The organism is Lysobacter sp. FW306-1B-D06B, from assembly GCF_038446665.1.
Classification (GTDB): Bacteria; Pseudomonadota; Gammaproteobacteria; order Xanthomonadales; family Xanthomonadaceae; genus Lysobacter_J.
Map to the genome: position 1 here is coordinate 3,530,678 of NZ_CP151802.1, position 14,812 is coordinate 3,545,489.

A 14,812-nucleotide genomic window follows, 5' to 3' on the forward strand; every position below is an offset into this window, starting at 1 on the left:
GGCCCCCGTTACCGAGGGCTACGCGATTTCGCCGCCCGGGCGGTCGGTGGCCGGGTGTTGGGAACTGCGAGGCGCGCGTTCGGACAGGGCGTCGATGAACGCCGGGGCCATCGCGTAAGTGCCCAACCAGCCCCGGCGCGTGCCGGTGAGCACGCGCAGCATCTGCCCTCGCCCGCCGGGCAGGCGCGACATGGGATGGAAGACGCGGTCGCGCATCGCCGCCAGGCGGTCTCGTTCGGACTGGAACAGCGGCGTGAGCCAGCGGCTCCAGAAGTGGTAGATGCCCAGGTGATCGCGACGGCGGCGCTCGTAGGCGGCGAAGGCGTCGGGCAGGGCGTCGCGCAGCGCCAACGCGTCGGCCAGCGCCATGTTCACGCCCTGCCCCAGCTGCGGGCTCATCGCGTGGGCGGCATCGCCCATCAGCGCCGCGCGGCCGCGGTGCCAGCGGCGCTGCACGGTATCGCGATAGCGCGCCTGCGCGAGTCCGCCCGGCACGGCGGTGTCGCGCAACAAGGCCGCCGCCTCGGGCCAGACCTCGGCGACATCACGCGGCCTCGTCTTCGCCCGCTGCCGGCAGGTCGGCCGTCGGCAGACTCCAGAAGAAGCTCAGCCGCGGCGTGGGATCACCCGGCCGGGTGCCGACCGGCAGCATGCCCGCCATCCGCCGCGCACCGACGTAGCGCTGGCGCAGTTCGTCGACGAAGCCCCAGTCGCGCTGCGCAACCAGGCACCACTGCGCGCCCCACGGGTACGGTCGATCCAATGCCGGCGCGGCCACCGAACTGCGCAGCGCCGACGCCGCGCCGTCGGCCACGATCACCAGGTCGAACGCGCCGTGTTCCTCGCCGTGCTCGTCGCGCAGGAGACCGCACTCGGCATCCATCTCGACGATCCGTCGGCCACAGTGCACGGAGCGGCCATCCCGCCAGGCCTCGTCGAGCAGGCCGAACAGCGCGCCGCGCTGCATGCCCAGACCGAACAGGCACGGATCGAGTTCGCGATAACGCATGTCCATGACGGCGCGGCCGGCGACGGTCTCGCCGAACAGACGGCCCACGCGGGCGCCGTGCGCGAGTGCGGCGTCGAGCAGCCCCAGCTCCCACAACACCGCCAAGCCCGTCGGCTGGAGCAGGAAGCCGGCGCCCACGGGGCCGAGCTGCGGTGCGCGCTCGAAGACCTCGACGCGATGGCCGTCCGCGGTCAGCAGCAGCGCGGACGCCTGCCCCGCGGTGCCATAGCCGACGATGCCGATGCGAAGCGGTCTGGATGCAGACACGGCGACTCCGGTCGAAAGGACGCTGCTCGGATCAGCGGCGCATAAAAAAGGCCCCGCGACGCGGGGCCTTTGAATCGCCGCAGTGCGGGATCCCCTTCGGGATCACGCCACCACGTTGATGTTGGACGCCTGGGCGCCCTTCGGGCCCTGCGTAAGCTCGTAGCTCACGCGCTGGCCTTCCTGCAGGCTGCGAAAGCCCTTGGCGTTGATTGCGGAGAAGTGCGCGAACACATCTGCGCTGCCATCTTCGGGAGAAATGAACCCAAAGCCCTTGGCGTCGTTGAACCACTTCACGGTGCCGTACTGCATGTCCTTGTCAACCTCATGCTGGATGCGAGTCGCGCACCGACGCGGATGCGATCCGGGGCGCGGGTCGAGTATGCAAACTGAACGCCGCCTTGACAATCATCTTTTGACACGTGTCCCGAGCAGGGCCGACAGGAGGCGTGGCAGGCCCGACGAGGCGGCTGCGACATTGTCTAAGACATCCTGGAGGGTGATGACCTCGTCCGGGTCGGGTCCGGCGCCAGCCGCCCAGTTCGCGACGATGGCCAGGCAGGCGTAGTCCAGGCCCAGTTCGCGGGCCAGTCCGGCCTCGGGCATGCCGGTCATGCCGACCAGATCGCAGCCGTCGCGGCGCATGCGGGCGATCTCCGCGCGAGTCTCCAGACGCGGCCCTTGGGTCGCCCCGTAGCAACCGTCGGCGACCAGGTCGACGCCGGCCGTGGCCGCCGCCGCAACCACCGCCTCGCGGAGCGAACGCGTGTACGGCTCGCCGAAGTCGACATGCAGCACTTCAGTGCCGGGCTCCTCGCAGATCGTGGAGACACGGCCCCAGGTGTAGTCGATCAGCTGGTCCGGGCAGGCCAGCACACGCGGGCCGAACCGCTCGGTGATGCCGCCCACCGTATTGAGCGCAAGCACCTGCGTCGCGCCCAGCGCCTGCAGCGCGGCCAGGTTGGCGCGGTAGTTGATCTTGTGCGGCGGCAGCGAATGGCCTTCGCCATGGCGGGCCAGGAACGCCACACGATGCCCGTCGAGGGTGCCGACGCGGATCGGCCCGGACGGCGCGCCGAAGCGCGTGTCGGGCTGGTGCGTCTCCACGTCCTGCAGGTCGGCCAGCTTGTACAGGCCGGTGCCGCCGATGACGGCCAGGGCGATGTCGCTCATCGGTTCAATCCTTCAGTGCGTAGATCGCCGGCAGGTTGCGGCCCTGCTCGTGGTAGTCCATGCCGTAGCCGAACACGTAGCGGTCCGGCACTTCCACGCCGACGTAATCGGCGCACACGCCTTCCACGCAGCGGTCGTGCTTCTTCACGGCCAGCGCGGCGATGCGCACGTCGCGCGCGCCCTGCTCCAGGCACCAGTCGCGGATCGCCGCGAGCGTGTGGCCCTCGTCCAGGATGTCGTCGGCCAGCAGCACGCGGCGACCTTTGAGCTTCGTGGCCGGCCGGTGCTTCCACACCAGTTCGCCGCCGGAGGTCGCACCGCGGTAGCGCGTGGCGTGCAGGTAATCGAACTCCAGGTCCTGCCCCAGCGCGCCCAGCTCCATCGCCAGCTGCGCGGCGAACGGCAGGCCGCCGTGCATGATCGTGAGGTACACCGGCACGTCGTCGTTGCGGTAGTCGGTCTTCATCTCGGAAGCCATCCGCGCGATCGCCCGCTCCAGCGTGGCGCGATCAAAGATGACATCGGAGTTGGCCAGCGCCGCGGCCAGGTCGTGCGTGTTCGAAACGGTTTCCATCAGGCCAGTCCTTCCTGCCGGTTGCGAGCGGCGTCGTAGCGCGCGTCGGCCAGCAATCCATCCCATCCCATGGCGCCGCGGCCGATCAGGCCGGCCAGCGCCATCGTGTTGAGCTTGCGGTCCTGCACGGCCGCCAGCGATTCCTCGACGAGCTGCGGATGGCAGACCAGCACCGCATCGCAGCCGGCGTCATAGTGCGCGTCGATGCGCGCTTTCACGCCGCCTGCGGAGAACGCCGCCTTCATGCCGATGTCGTCGCTGAAGACCACGCCCCGGAAGCCCATCTCGCCGCGCAGGATCTCTTCGATCCAGCGCCTGGAATAACCCGCCGGCTCGTCCGAGACGGCCGGGTACTTCACGTGCGCCATCATCACCGCGTCGGCCTTGGCCTCGATGCCGGCGACGAAGGGGACGAGGTCGGTCGCGCGCAGCTCCTCCAGCGAACGCGGATCGACCGCGTCGTCGAAATGCGTGTCGGCCTTGACCGATCCGTGCCCCGGGAAATGCTTGAGCGTGGCGGCCATGCCCGCGCCGTGCATGCCGCGCACGTAGGCACGGGTGAAGGCGGCCACGACGGCCGGATCCTCCGAGAACGCGCGGTTGCCGATGGCGAGATTGCCGCGGCCCAGGTCCACCACCGGCGCGAAGCTCAGGTCCACGCCGCTGGCGAGCACTTCCTTGGCCATCAGCCAGGCGTGTTCTTCGGCGAGCTTGAGTGCGGCCTCGGCATCGGCGGCGTAACGACGGCCAAAACCCTCCAGCGGCGGCAGCGCGCTGTAGCCGTCGCGGAAGCGCTGCACACGACCGCCCTCCTGGTCGACGCAGATGAGTTGCGGGCGCGGCGCGGCCGCGCGGATCGCCTGGGACAGCTCCGCCACCTGCGCCTTCGACGCGAAGTTGCGGCTGAACAGGATCACGCCGGCGCAGGCGTCATGCTGCAGCCAGTCGCGCTCCTGCGCGGAAAGTTCGGTGCCGGCGACGCCGATCACGAGCATGCGGAAAACTCCGAAAAAAGGGGCCGCACGTTGGGTGCGGCCCCGCATTGTGGCGCAGATGCCCGCGACGGGCATCCGACCGCGTCGCGGTAGCGTGAAGCCGCGCTCAGACCGCGCAGCCGTCGGGGCCGCAGGTCCCACCTGATACCGCCTGGCCTTCGGCCGGCTTCGCTTCCAGGCCGAGCCGCTCGAACACCTGCGCGAACACCGCCGGCGTCTGCGCGCCCTGCACGGCCAGGCGTCCGTCGAAGACGAACGTCGGCACGGCCTGGATGCCCAGCGCCTGCGCCTGTCCGAGCTGCGCGCGCACCTCGGCGATGCCCTCGTCGGAGTCGAGCATCGCGCGAATGCGCGCCTCGTCCAGCCCGCCCTGGGCACCCGCGTCGATGAGCGTGCGGGTGTCGGCCAGGTTGCGCCCTTCAGCGAAGTGCGCGCGGAACAGCGCTTCGCCGACCTTGTCCGCATCGCCTTCGCGACCGGCCAGCCAGATCAGCCGATGCGCCTTGAGCGTGCTCACGCGCACCTGGCCACGATCGAAATCGAACGGCAGTCCTTCCGCGCGGCCGGTGGCCTGCGTCTGCGACAGGATCTGCTCGGTGCGCTGCGCACCGCCGAACTTCCGCTCGTAGGCCTGGCGCAACGGCACCGGGGTTTCGTCGGATTCCGGATCGAGCTGGTAGGCATGCCAGTGGATCTCGGCGTTCTGCCCCACCTCGCCAAGCTGCCGCAGCGCTTCACCCAGTCGATGCTTGCCGATCCAGCACCAGGGACAGACCACGTCGGACCATATGTCGATGCGCAAAGGTGTCGTTTCCATGGGCGAAAGATGGGGCCCGGGCCGGTTATGCAACCGTGCCGGCGCGCTCGTCCGCGTTCCACTGCGAGTACGGGCGGGTCGCCAGCGCGAGGTTGTAGTAACGCGAGGCGTCGGTGACTTCCGCGCCGATCCACGACGGCCGCGCGAAGGCTTCGTCGGCGCTGGCCAACTCGATCTCCGCGACGACGAGCCCGGCGTTGTCGCCGAGGAATTCGTCGACCTCCCACAGGTGGCCTTCGTGCTCGACGTAATGACGGCGCTTGTCGACCAGCCCGCCGACACACAGCTCGAGCAGCGCGCGGGCGTCGGCGACGGGGACGGCGTAGTCGAACTCCTGCCGCGTGTGGCCGAGCTCGCGCGACTTGAGGTTGAGGAAGGCTTCGTCGCCCGCGATGCGCACGCGCACCGAGGCTTTCATCGCGCCGGAGTCCATCGCCTTCTGGTCGTTGATGTAGCCCTGCGCCATCGGCACGACCTTGTGCGCCGCCGCGCGCCAGCCGTCGCCGGTGACCAGGAATTTGCGTTCGATTTCGAGGGCCATGGCGAACTCGTGATTCGTGATTCGTGATTCGTGATTCGTGATTCGTGATTCGTGATGAAGCCTATCGCTTGTTGGCGTCATTCCCGCGAAGGCGGGAATCCAACTGTCCGGCGCGATCCCGGCTCCCGGAAGCGGTGAGGCCAGCAAGCGTGGATTCCCGCCTTCGCGGGAATGACGGCTTATTTAGATGACGGCCTACTTGCATGACGAATTGTTTGCGTGACTTGCCTGCGTGACCGCTCGCCCGCCCCGCCTCAGCGCTCGAACAACGCAATCGACTCCACATGCGCCGTATGCGGGAACATGTCCATCACACCCGCGGCCTTCAGCTTCCAACCGCGCTCCTTCACCAGGAATCCCGCGTCGCGCGCGAGCGACGCCGGGTGGCAGCTCACGTAGACGATGCGGTCGAATTGTTTCAGCGGCAGCTGCGCGAGCACGGCGTCGGCGCCCGAACGCGGCGGATCGAGCAGCAGCTTGTCGAAGGGCTGCTTCATCCAGTATTCGCCGCTGAGGTCCTTGGCTAGGTCGGCCGCATGGAATTCGGCATTGGCGATGCCGTTGTGCTCGGCGTTCTCGCGCGCGCGGCGCACGAGTCCGGCCTCGCCTTCCACGCCCACCACCTCGCGCACCTGGCGCGCCAGTGGCAGGGTGAAGTTGCCCAGGCCCGCGAACAGGTCGAGCACACGGTCTTCCGGCTTCGGGTCGAGCAGATCGATCGCCAGCTGGATCATCTTGCCGTTGAGGCCGGCGTTGACCTGGATGAAATCCAGCGGACGGAACAGGTATTCCAGGTTCCACTGCGGCAGCGAGAACGCCAACTTCGGCGACTCCGGCCACAGCGCGTGCACGCTGTCCACGCCGCCGGGTTGCAGGAAGATCGCGAAGCCGTGCTGCTTGCCGAACGCGACCAGTGCATCGCGATCGCTGTCGACCAGCGGAACCAGGTGGCGGATCGTCAGGGCGATGCCGCTGAAATCCTCCTGCGCATCGCCGGCGATGAACTCGATCTGCGGGATCTCGCGCCGCGCCTGCAGGCTGTCGACCAGCGCGGACAGGTCCGGCAGTTTGGAGGCGATCTGCGGGATCACCGTGTGGCATTCGCGGATGTCGGCGACGAAGCGCGGATCGGTCTCGCGGAAACCGACCAGCGTCTTGTCCTTCTTCTCCACGCGGCGCACCGAGAACCGGCCCTTGCGGCGGTAACCCCACTGCGCGTCGGTGAGCGGCGACAGCACGCGCTCGGGCGCGATGTGGCCGATGCGCTCGAAGTTCTCCATCAGCACGCGCTGCTTGGCGAGGATCTGCTTTTCCTCGTCGAAGTGCTGCAAGGCACAGCCGCTGCACACGCCGAAGTGGGCGCAACGCGGCGTCACGCGCTCGGGCGCGGCGTCGAGCACTTCCACGGTCTTGGCTTCGTCGAAGCTGCGGTGGCGGCCGGTCTGCGAGGCCATGACGCGCTCGCCCGGCAATGCGCCGGCAACGAACACCGCCTTGCCGTCCGGACGGCGGGCTACGCCGCGGCCGTCATGGGTGAGATCGGTGATCTGGATTTCGAAGGGGGTCTGGTCGATGCGGGCCACAGCGGCTGGCAGGTACTGCTGAACTGGGCCGCGTATTGTCGCAGATCCGGCCCGCCGTCCGGCCCTGCCTTGCTTTGCCCCTCTCCCGCGAGACGGGAGAGGGGCCGGGCTGGCTTACTTCTGGCGCCAGCCGCCGCCGGCGTCCTGCACCCACCAGCCCGAACGGGCACTGTCGGCCCACTGGCGCGTGAACACCGCGCGGATCTGCTGCTCCCATTCGGGATGGTTGTTGGCCACCGCGATCTCGCGATACACGGCCTTGGCGTCGCGGTTCTGGTCGGACACGGCCTGGTTCACGGCAACGCGCTGCGGCAGCGGGATCTTGGACGCATCGCGCACGTCGACGGTGCCGTCGTTGGCGAACCCCAATGCACCGCTGTCGAAATGCGCATGCAGCTGGCTGTCGAAACGCGAGGCCATGCGCGACTGGATCGCCTGGATCGCCGGCGTCTTGATCGTGATGTCCGGCTGGTCCTGCGCGTACGCGCTGCCGATGCCGACCAGCGCATACCAGTCGATGCGCGAAGCCAGCGCGCGCTGCGGCGCGGGCAATGCGGCGCTCTGCCCGCCCGGCTTGTCCTGCGACTTGGGCGCCGGCTGCGCGTCGTCGCCGATGACCTTCTCGACGAACTCGCGGGCCGCTTCCTTGGCCTCCGCGGCCGGGAAGTACACATTGATCGTGACGCAGGCAGTAAGCGCCACGGCCGCGACCGGAACGCCCATCCAACGACTTCCCATCCAACGACGCATATCGATTCTCCTCGGAACGCGCTTCGGCCGAAGCCGACGATTGCTGTCTATGACTTAACGATGATGCTTACTCGAAGACCGGCTTCACATCGCCCGTGCTGGCCGCCTTCAGGCGCTCCATCAGAGTGGGCCAGTCCACCCGGCGGTTGTAACCCACCACGCTCAGGCGCGGCAGTCCCGAACCTTCCACGATAGTGAATCCGTTGCCGGCTGAACCCAGGCCGCTCATGTCGCAGACCTGGTCGCTGAGATAGCACGACAGGCCGATGCGGCGATACCCGAAATCGTCGAACAGGCCGATCAACTGCGCCTGCAGCGTGCTCACGAACGAGGCATCGGAGACGCTGGAAAGATCCTGCACGGCGCGCTGGCTGATGCGCTGCCGCACGCCGTCGCGACGCGCGGCCGCCGCGTCGCTGGCGATCACCGCCTGGAACGCGACGGGCTGCCAATCCACCAGGCGCAGGTGGTCGAAGCGGCCGTCCAGCTTCCCGGTGATGGTGCCGAAGCCGAGCACGCCGGTCAGCGATTCCAGGTCGATGTCCTCGAAGGCGATGTCCGACGACAGCGTCGGCGCGACCCCGAACGGCCGTTCCATTGCCAGCGACGACACCTGCACGGTGCCGCCGAAAAGTTCTACCGACAGCCCGCCTTCGAAATCCAGTCGATCGTCCGCGTAAAGCGCTTCGGGGATGTGGCCGGTCAGCTCGCCGGTGAACGCGGGCCAGCCCAGTGCCTGCGACAGTTGCGCGATGTCGAGCCGGTCCAGCTCCAGGCCGAAGCGGACCTGCAGCCCCTGCCCCGCTGCGGGAGGACGGATGTGCAGCGGATCGACCGTGACGGTGCCGCCGAGCATCGGCAGGTGCGTGGGCTCGCGCAATCGCAGCTCGCCGGCGCCGCTGGCGAACGGCAGGCGCGCCGCGCCGAAAGCCAGCCCGTGCAGGCGACCGCCGCTCCAGCGCAGTTCGCTTTGCAGTTCCTGCGTGGTGGAGAAGCGCACGTCGCCTTCGAGCCCGGCGAAATCGAAACGCCCTTGCGGATCGTCGATGGCGACCGTGTACGGCACGAAATGCGCCTCGTGCACGGTGCCCCCGTCGATGCGCAGGCGCAGGTCGGCCGCACCGCGAAGTTGCAACTCGGCCAGGCCGGCCTGCCCCAGGAATCCGGTGAGGTAGCCGTCGCGCAGCGGGGCGAGGTCGTCACTGCGCGCACGCAGGTCCAGCGCGCGCAGCGTCGCGTCCGGGGCGAGCGCGGCGCTGCCTTCGGCATGGAGGATGCCGGGGTCGTCCCAGCGCAGGTCCGGCATGCGCCAGCCTTCGTTGCCGCGCTGCTCGGCGCGCATCTCGATGGCGATTCGACGCTTCTGCAGAGCCAGGTAAGTCGTGCCGAACAGAAGGTCGCCGCCGTGCAGGGCGCCGTCCAGGGCGACGGTCGTGACGGCGCCGAAGCTCGTGTCCAGGCGCACCTGGGCCGCGACGTTCTCGCCGGCGATCGTGCCGTCGGGCGTGTCGAAGGCCACACCGTCCAGGCGCAGCGGCCCGCTGACCCGCAGCGGCGCGTTGGCCGGCGCGCGCACGTCCAGCTGACCGCCCAGCGTACCGGCGCTGAAACGACCGGCCGCCCATCCCTTCGCCACCAGCGCCTGTGCCCAGGCCACCGGCACCTGTGTCAGGTCGATCCGGGTGAGATCGGGCGTACGGGCCTGCCGGTTGAGCGCAATGGACCCTCGGCCCTGGGACAGACGCGCGTCGGTTCGGACCTCGTCCAGGTCGATGGCCAGCGTCATCGCCGACCCGCGGCCGCCGCGCACGGGGCCTTCACACCGCCAGCGGTTTCCTGAGTGAGAGAGTGGGCATTGCCAGGTGACATCGCCGAAGCGGTAACCCAGGTCGGGCGCGTCGATGCGCGCCGCGTGCATGCGCAAGATGCCCTGTGCCGCGGTGTCGGGCCAGTGGAGTTGCACGCGCACGCCTTCCAGCGTGGCCACGGCGGTTCGCACCTTGGCGATGCGCGCCTGCGCCGTCGCGGCCGACGCGACGCCGCACGCCACCCAAGGTGCGATGGTCAGGCAGGCCAGCAGCAGGCGTAAGATCGACCGTGACATCCGATCAGCATACCGACAGGACGCGAATTGCCGATGATGCCCCAACAACTCCCTCGCATCCTGCTGGTCGAGGACGACCCGACCAGTCGCAGCTTCCTGACCGCCGCGCTGCGCGCGACGCCGGTGGATGTCGACGCTGCCGACAGTCTGGCCGCGGCGCTGGCGATGGCGTCATCGCAAACGTATTCGGCATGGATGATCGATGCGCGACTGCCCGACGGCAGCGGTGCCAACCTGCTCGCGCGGTTGCGCGAACGCGATCCGCATACGCCGGCCATCGCCCACACCGCTGCGCACGAGTCGACCATTCTCGACGCGCTCGTCTCGGCGGGTTTCGCCGAAGCGCTGGTCAAGCCGATGCCGGCTGCGACCGTGCAGGCCGCGCTGCGGCGCGTGCTCGGGCTCACGCCGAACCTGGCGCCGGCGATCGCGACGGCGTACATCGACGGCGACCTGCCGCTGTGGGATGACGATGCCGCTGCGCTGGCGCTCAACGGCAATCGCGTGCACGTGGAAACGCTGCGCGAATTGTTCGTGCAGGAGCTGTCCAAGTCCGTCTACGCGATCACCACTGCCGCCGAGCGCGGCGACCTGGATTCGGTCCGCAGCGACCTGCACCGGCTGCGCGCCAGTTGCGGTTTCGTCGGTGCGCAGCGTCTTGCGGCCGCAGTGCAGGCGCTACAGCAGGACCCCGCCTCGTCGGTGCTGCTGGACACGCTGGAACGCGTGGCGCAGGAAACGCTGGCGCAGGCCAAATCCGCCGCTGCGCCGGCAACGGATCAATCGCCCGCGCCAGCCTGATCCGCAGGCGGCCGCGTCACGCGGTTCAACTCGGCAAGCATCTCCCACGACTTGAGCCCACGCGGGCCCAGGTAATGCGTCAGCACCTCGCGCATCGCGCGTCGCAGGCCGGGAAGGTCGTCGGCTTCGGGCACGGTGTCATCGGCCAGCGCGAGCAGACCGCGGCCGGTTGCGGCCTGGCTGCGATCGCCGTGGCCGCGATCGCTCAGCACGCGACGCGGTCCGTATTCGGGATCCAGCCGATAGCGCGCGGCCGTGTCGATCGGCGTGCCGTCGCCGTCGTGGTGCCAGTCGAAACCGAAGCCGAGTGCGTCGAGCAGGTCGCGTTCGTAGCGACGCAGCGTCCACGCCAGCGGCTCGCCCGCGCCCAGGCGAGCCCGTGCCAACGCATACGCCGCATAGAGTTCCGGGGCGGGATCCTGGCGAGGCGCCAGCCGTAGCGTGAGTTCGTTGAGATAGAAGCCAGACAGCATGGCCTCGCCCGCCAGGCGCGGGGCGACGTCGAGCGCCTCGGCGGTATTCAATCGCGCCAGTTCCCCCACCTGCACGGCGTCGAAGCGGATCCATTGCAGCGGCTGCAACGCCGCACGCAGCGCCTGCCGTTTCGGCCCCTGCACACCGCGTGCGACCAGCCCAAGCCTACCGTACTGCTCGCTCAGCACTTCCACCAATGCACTGGTTTCACGCCAGGGGCGCGCATGCAGGACGAAGGCGGCTTCGGCGGTGAGGCGCATGGGTTGGGCGGGGTTCGGCGTTGTGGGGGAACGTTATTCCCGCGAAGGCGGGAACCCATGGTGCTGATGTAATTCCGACCTGCGTTGGCGGTGACGCCCGCAAGCCTGGATCCCCGCCTTCGCGGGGATGACGGCTGGAATGCAAACCGTGGCGCCTTTGCCGCTCACGAATCACGAATCACGACTCACGACTCACGACTCACGAATCACGAATCACGAATCACGAATCACGAATCACGAATCCCGAATCCCGAATCCCGAATCCCGAATCCCGAATCCCGAATCCCGAATCCCGACTCACAAGTCAATCGTGATACCCGAACGCCCGCAACGCCGCCTCGTCGTCCGACCAACCCTCGCGCACGCGCACCCAGGTTTCCAGGAACACCTTGCTGCCGAACAGGCGCTCCATCTGCTGACGCGCCTTGGCGCCGATCTCGCGCAGGCGTTCGCCGCCCTTGCCGATCACGATGGCCTTCTGGCCGTCGCGCTCGACCCAGATCACCGCGCCGATGCGCAGCAGGTTGCCGTCGACCTCGAACTTTTCGATCTCCACCGTCGTCGCATACGGCAGTTCCTCGCCGAGCTGACGCATCAACTGTTCGCGCACCATCTCGCCAGCGAGGAACCGCTGGCTCTTGTCGGTGATCTCGTCCTCGCCGTACAGCGCGGGCTGTTCGGGCAAGTGGGCCAGGACGGTCTTCACCAGCGCGTCCAGGCCGCTGCGCTTGAGCGCAGAGATCGGATGCACGCCCGCGAAGTCGCGGCCTTCGCTGATCTTCGCCAGGTAAGGCAGCAGCGTGCCCTTGTCCTTGATCCGGTCGACCTGGTTGACGACCAGCACGACCGGCACACCGGCCTTCTTGAGCGCGTCGTAGGCCAGCGCGTCGTCGTCGTCCCACTGACCGGCGCGCACGACCAGCACGGCGGCGTCGACGCCTTCCACGGCACCGCGCGCGGCGCGGTTCATCCAGCGGTTCATCGCCCGCTTCTGTTCGCGATGAATGCCGGGGGTGTCGACCAGCAGCAACTGGCCTTCCGGGAAGGTGGCGATGCCCAGCAACTGGTGCCGGGTCGTCTGCGGACGGTTGGAGGTGATGCTGACCTTCGCGCCGACCAGGGCGTTCACGAGGGTGGACTTGCCGACGTTGGGACGGCCGATGACGGCCACGTGGCCGGCGCGATGAGCGGGGGTATTCATGCGGGAATTGTAAGCGCGTGGGTGTCAGGGACGCGGGTTCGGCGCATCCGGTTCATGCGAGCAGGGACATCGGGCGGTTCTGGACGGCCCGATGGCGGCAGTTCGGCCTCCCGGCCGGGTCGAGTCCGGCCGGAGATGGCGAGCGATCGAGTGCCTCGCTTGCGGTGGCGCCCAGGGGCCGCCGGCTCGGCCATCCTGTGGACGGCCAGACATGCATATCTGCGGATTTGGGTTTGCCACGCCGGTCTCGCCCCAGATGCGGACGGCCATTACACCGTGCAGCGTCGAGCGCTCAGCGCTCCTGCAGATGCTCGAGCACGGCCTCGGCCGCGGCCTGCTCGGCGGCGCGACGCGAACTGCCGACGCCCTCGGCCACCAGCGAAGGCTGGCTGAGTGTGCAGCTCACCTGGAAACTCTTGGCGTGATCCTCGCCGGATTCGGCCAGCAGGGCATACACCGGCAGCGGCTTCTGCCGGGCCTGCAGCCATTCCTGCAGGCGGGTCTTGGCATCCTTGCCGACCTTGTGCGGCGGCGGCAGTGCGGCGATGGCGTCCTGGAACCACGGCATCACCGCAGCGCGGCAGGTGTCGAAGTCCGAATCCAGGTAGATCGCGGCGATCACCGCTTCCAGCGCGTCGGCCAGGATGGAGTCGCGCCGATGGCCGCCGGACTTCATTTCGCCCGGACCGAGCGTGAGGCGGGCGCCCAACTCCAGCGTGCGCGCGATCGGCGCCAGTGCCGATTCGCGTACCAGTTCGGCCCGGGCGCGGGTCAGCGCGCCCTCGTCGGCCTTGGGCCAGTGCACGTACAGCGCTTCGGCGACGATCAGGTTTACCAGTGCGTCGCCGAGGAATTCCAGGCGCTCGTTATGCGGAGCGCCTGCACTTCGGTGGGTCAGGGCCTGCTGCAGCAGTTCCGGACGGGTGAAGCGATGGCCGATGCGATCAATCATCCGAACCGCGCGCGAGCTGCTGCTCGGCGTTGAAGTGACCCACGATGTCGAAGTTGCCGATCAACTGGCGACGGACTTCGTAGTCCACGGTCATCAGGTAGCCCGAATCACGGCGCGCCAGCTTGACGTCGGCGGGCTTCACGTTGTCGGCGTAGCTCACGTACAGGCGGCGGAAGAAGGCGTCCTTGATACGGCCCGGGTCCTGCTGGCTGATGCCCGATTCCTGGGACATCTGCTTCAGGGCCTGCTTCACGGCGAAGTACTCCGAGTACATCGGAATGACCTTCATGCCCATGTAGATGAACACGCCGACCACACCCAGCACGATGACGAACCCGATCAGGGTCATGCCGCTCTGCGTACGCTTCATTTCACCAATCCCCCATGAGGTTGCATTGCCACGGTGCCGGCGCATTCCCCTCGCCGGCACACGCAGTATTACTGGATCTTGTTGCCGATGCGCGAGGTGTCCACGCCACCGTCGATGTTCATCCAGATCAGGAACGCCTTGCCGCGCAGATTCTGCTCCGGCAGGAAGCCCCAGTATCGGCTGTCCTCGCTGTTGTCGCGGTTGTCGCCCATCACGAAATAGTGACCCGGCGGCACGATCCAGTCGCCTTCGCCCTGGTCGATGAACGGCAGGTTGGTGCGCTCCAGGATGTGATGCTGGCGGCCGAGCAGGTCTTCCTGCAGTTCCTCGGCGCCGGTCATTTCCGTGCCGTTGCCCTTGCCCTGATAGACGCCGACGGTCGCGTACGAAAGCGCCTTGCCGTTCACGCTGACCTGGTTGTCGTGATAGCCGATGCGGTCGCCCGGCAGGCCGACGACGCGCTTGATCCAGTCCTGGTCCGGATGGTGCGGCGGACGGAAGACGACGACATCGCCACGCTGCGGCTCGCCGAGGGCGACGAACTTGCTGTTGGTGATCGGCAGACGCAGGCCGTAGGTGAACTTGTTGACCAGGATGAAGTCCCCGGTCAGCAGCGTCGGCATCATCGAGTTGGACGGGATGCGGAACGGCTCGGCCACGAAGCTTCGCAGGATCAGCACCACCGCCAGGACCGGGAAGAACGCCTTGGAGTAGTCGACGACGATCGGCTCCTTGCCGTCGTCGAGCAGACCTTGTCGCGCCTCGCGACGTCTGGCCAGGAAGAGCTTGTCGAGCAGCCAGACCAGGCCGGTGAACAGCGTCAGGACGACCAGGGCGATTTCAAACCAGCGCATGCAGGCTCCTCGGGAGAGCGGTGTACGGGAAGACGGAGGGGTGGACCGGAGCCGGACAGCGGGGTGTTCCCCGGCACCCTGCCACCGGCA

At 68.3% G+C, this 14,812-nt stretch carries 15 protein-coding genes and 1 pseudogene; 1 reads left to right on the forward strand and 15 read right to left on the reverse strand.

Features of this window, described 5'->3' with window-relative positions:
- Nucleotides 1-18 precede the first annotated feature (18 nt).
- The 10 genes and pseudogenes from AAFF32_RS16305 to AAFF32_RS16350 form a co-directional block, all read right to left on the reverse strand.
- Nucleotides 19-1,276, reverse strand: a pseudogene (locus AAFF32_RS16305) (NAD(P)/FAD-dependent oxidoreductase).
- 102 nt (nucleotides 1,277-1,378) lie between these two features.
- On the reverse strand, nucleotides 1,379-1,585 hold the full coding sequence (locus AAFF32_RS16310; protein WP_115842987.1) for a cold-shock protein: 207 nt from the start codon (nucleotides 1,583-1,585) through the stop codon (nucleotides 1,379-1,381).
- A gap of 96 nt (nucleotides 1,586-1,681) precedes the next feature.
- Entirely contained in the window at nucleotides 1,682-2,446 is a 765-nt protein-coding gene (locus AAFF32_RS16315) for an S-methyl-5'-thioinosine phosphorylase (RefSeq protein ID WP_342315772.1), read from the reverse strand.
- A gap of 4 nt (nucleotides 2,447-2,450) precedes the next feature.
- A complete protein-coding gene (locus tag AAFF32_RS16320) occupies nucleotides 2,451-3,020 on the reverse strand; it encodes a hypoxanthine-guanine phosphoribosyltransferase (protein ID WP_216962332.1) in 570 nt (189 codons plus the stop codon).
- Nucleotides 3,020-4,015, reverse strand: coding sequence for a beta-N-acetylhexosaminidase (nagZ, locus tag AAFF32_RS16325; RefSeq protein ID WP_216962335.1), 996 nt, complete (start codon nucleotides 4,013-4,015; stop codon nucleotides 3,020-3,022). The genes AAFF32_RS16320 and nagZ overlap by 1 nt, the downstream gene beginning before the upstream one ends.
- 106 nt (nucleotides 4,016-4,121) lie before the next feature.
- The gene (locus AAFF32_RS16330) at nucleotides 4,122-4,817 is read right to left on the reverse strand and encodes a DsbA family oxidoreductase (protein WP_342317295.1); all 696 of its coding nucleotides are present in this window, start codon (nucleotides 4,815-4,817) and stop codon (nucleotides 4,122-4,124) included.
- 40 nt (nucleotides 4,818-4,857) lie between these two features.
- Nucleotides 4,858-5,373 carry a CYTH domain-containing protein gene (locus AAFF32_RS16335; protein ID WP_216962336.1) on the reverse strand — a complete coding sequence of 172 codons (516 nt, stop codon included), beginning with the start codon at nucleotides 5,371-5,373 and terminating at the stop codon, nucleotides 4,858-4,860.
- A 254-nt stretch (nucleotides 5,374-5,627) separates the two neighbouring features.
- The gene (gene rlmD / locus AAFF32_RS16340; protein ID WP_342317296.1) at nucleotides 5,628-6,968 is read right to left on the reverse strand and encodes a 23S rRNA (uracil(1939)-C(5))-methyltransferase RlmD; all 1,341 of its coding nucleotides are present in this window, start codon (nucleotides 6,966-6,968) and stop codon (nucleotides 5,628-5,630) included.
- A 102-nt stretch (nucleotides 6,969-7,070) separates the two neighbouring features.
- Entirely contained in the window at nucleotides 7,071-7,679 is a 609-nt protein-coding gene (locus AAFF32_RS16345) for a DUF1318 domain-containing protein (protein ID WP_254200510.1), read from the reverse strand.
- A gap of 94 nt (nucleotides 7,680-7,773) precedes the next feature.
- Nucleotides 7,774-9,810 (reverse strand): hypothetical protein, encoded by a 2,037-nt coding sequence (locus AAFF32_RS16350; protein ID WP_342315773.1) that lies wholly within the window; start codon nucleotides 9,808-9,810, stop codon nucleotides 7,774-7,776.
- Nucleotides 9,811-9,846: 36 nt separating this feature from the next.
- Here AAFF32_RS16350 and AAFF32_RS16355 point away from each other — a divergent pair, with 36 nt between their 5' ends.
- Nucleotides 9,847-10,611, forward strand: coding sequence for a response regulator (locus AAFF32_RS16355; protein ID WP_342315774.1), 765 nt, complete (start codon nucleotides 9,847-9,849; stop codon nucleotides 10,609-10,611).
- Here the strand turns inward: AAFF32_RS16355 and recO are convergent.
- The 5 genes from recO to lepB form a co-directional block, all read right to left on the reverse strand.
- Nucleotides 10,590-11,345 (reverse strand): DNA repair protein RecO, encoded by a 756-nt coding sequence (gene recO / locus AAFF32_RS16360; RefSeq protein ID WP_342315775.1) that lies wholly within the window; start codon nucleotides 11,343-11,345, stop codon nucleotides 10,590-10,592. The genes AAFF32_RS16355 and recO overlap by 22 nt on opposite strands.
- 304 nt (nucleotides 11,346-11,649) lie before the next feature.
- Nucleotides 11,650-12,546 (reverse strand): GTPase Era, encoded by an 897-nt coding sequence (gene era / locus AAFF32_RS16365; RefSeq protein ID WP_342315776.1) that lies wholly within the window; start codon nucleotides 12,544-12,546, stop codon nucleotides 11,650-11,652.
- A gap of 292 nt (nucleotides 12,547-12,838) precedes the next feature.
- Entirely contained in the window at nucleotides 12,839-13,498 is a 660-nt protein-coding gene (rnc, locus tag AAFF32_RS16370) for a ribonuclease III (RefSeq protein WP_216962351.1), read from the reverse strand.
- Nucleotides 13,491-13,868, reverse strand: a complete 378-nt coding sequence (locus AAFF32_RS16375; RefSeq protein WP_216962354.1) for a DUF4845 domain-containing protein — start codon at nucleotides 13,866-13,868, stop codon at nucleotides 13,491-13,493. Before AAFF32_RS16375 ends, rnc begins: the two co-directional genes overlap by 8 nt.
- A 68-nt stretch (nucleotides 13,869-13,936) precedes the next feature.
- A complete protein-coding gene (gene lepB / locus AAFF32_RS16380; RefSeq protein ID WP_216962357.1) occupies nucleotides 13,937-14,722 on the reverse strand; it encodes a signal peptidase I in 786 nt (261 codons plus the stop codon).
- Nucleotides 14,723-14,812: the final 90 nt, after the last annotated feature.

Excerpts from the sequence above, each read along its gene's own strand:
- lepB (WP_216962357.1), bottom strand. The coding sequence starts at position 14,722 with ATGCGCTGGTTTGAAATCGCCCTGGTCGTCCTGACGCTGTTCACCGGC.
- era (WP_342315776.1), bottom strand. The coding sequence starts at position 12,546 with ATGAATACCCCCGCTCATCGCGCCGGCCACGTGGCCGTCATCGGCCGT.
- AAFF32_RS16345 (WP_254200510.1), bottom strand. The coding sequence starts at position 7,679 with ATGGGCGTTCCGGTCGCGGCCGTGGCGCTTACTGCCTGCGTCACGATC.
- AAFF32_RS16320 (WP_216962332.1), bottom strand. The coding sequence starts at position 3,020 with ATGGAAACCGTTTCGAACACGCACGACCTGGCCGCGGCGCTGGCCAAC.
- AAFF32_RS16335 (WP_216962336.1), bottom strand. The coding sequence starts at position 5,373 with ATGGCCCTCGAAATCGAACGCAAATTCCTGGTCACCGGCGACGGCTGG.
- AAFF32_RS16350 (WP_342315773.1), bottom strand. The coding sequence starts at position 9,810 with ATGTCACGGTCGATCTTACGCCTGCTGCTGGCCTGCCTGACCATCGCA.
- AAFF32_RS16315 (WP_342315772.1), bottom strand. The coding sequence starts at position 2,446 with ATGAGCGACATCGCCCTGGCCGTCATCGGCGGCACCGGCCTGTACAAG.
- recO (WP_342315775.1), bottom strand. The coding sequence starts at position 11,345 with ATGCGCCTCACCGCCGAAGCCGCCTTCGTCCTGCATGCGCGCCCCTGG.
- rnc (WP_216962351.1), bottom strand. The coding sequence starts at position 13,498 with ATGATTGATCGCATCGGCCATCGCTTCACCCGTCCGGAACTGCTGCAG.
- AAFF32_RS16375 (WP_216962354.1), bottom strand. The coding sequence starts at position 13,868 with ATGAAGCGTACGCAGAGCGGCATGACCCTGATCGGGTTCGTCATCGTG.
- AAFF32_RS16310 (WP_115842987.1), bottom strand. The coding sequence starts at position 1,585 with ATGCAGTACGGCACCGTGAAGTGGTTCAACGACGCCAAGGGCTTTGGG.
- nagZ (WP_216962335.1), bottom strand. The coding sequence starts at position 4,015 with ATGCTCGTGATCGGCGTCGCCGGCACCGAACTTTCCGCGCAGGAGCGC.
- AAFF32_RS16355 (WP_342315774.1), top strand. The coding sequence starts at position 9,847 with ATGCCCCAACAACTCCCTCGCATCCTGCTGGTCGAGGACGACCCGACC.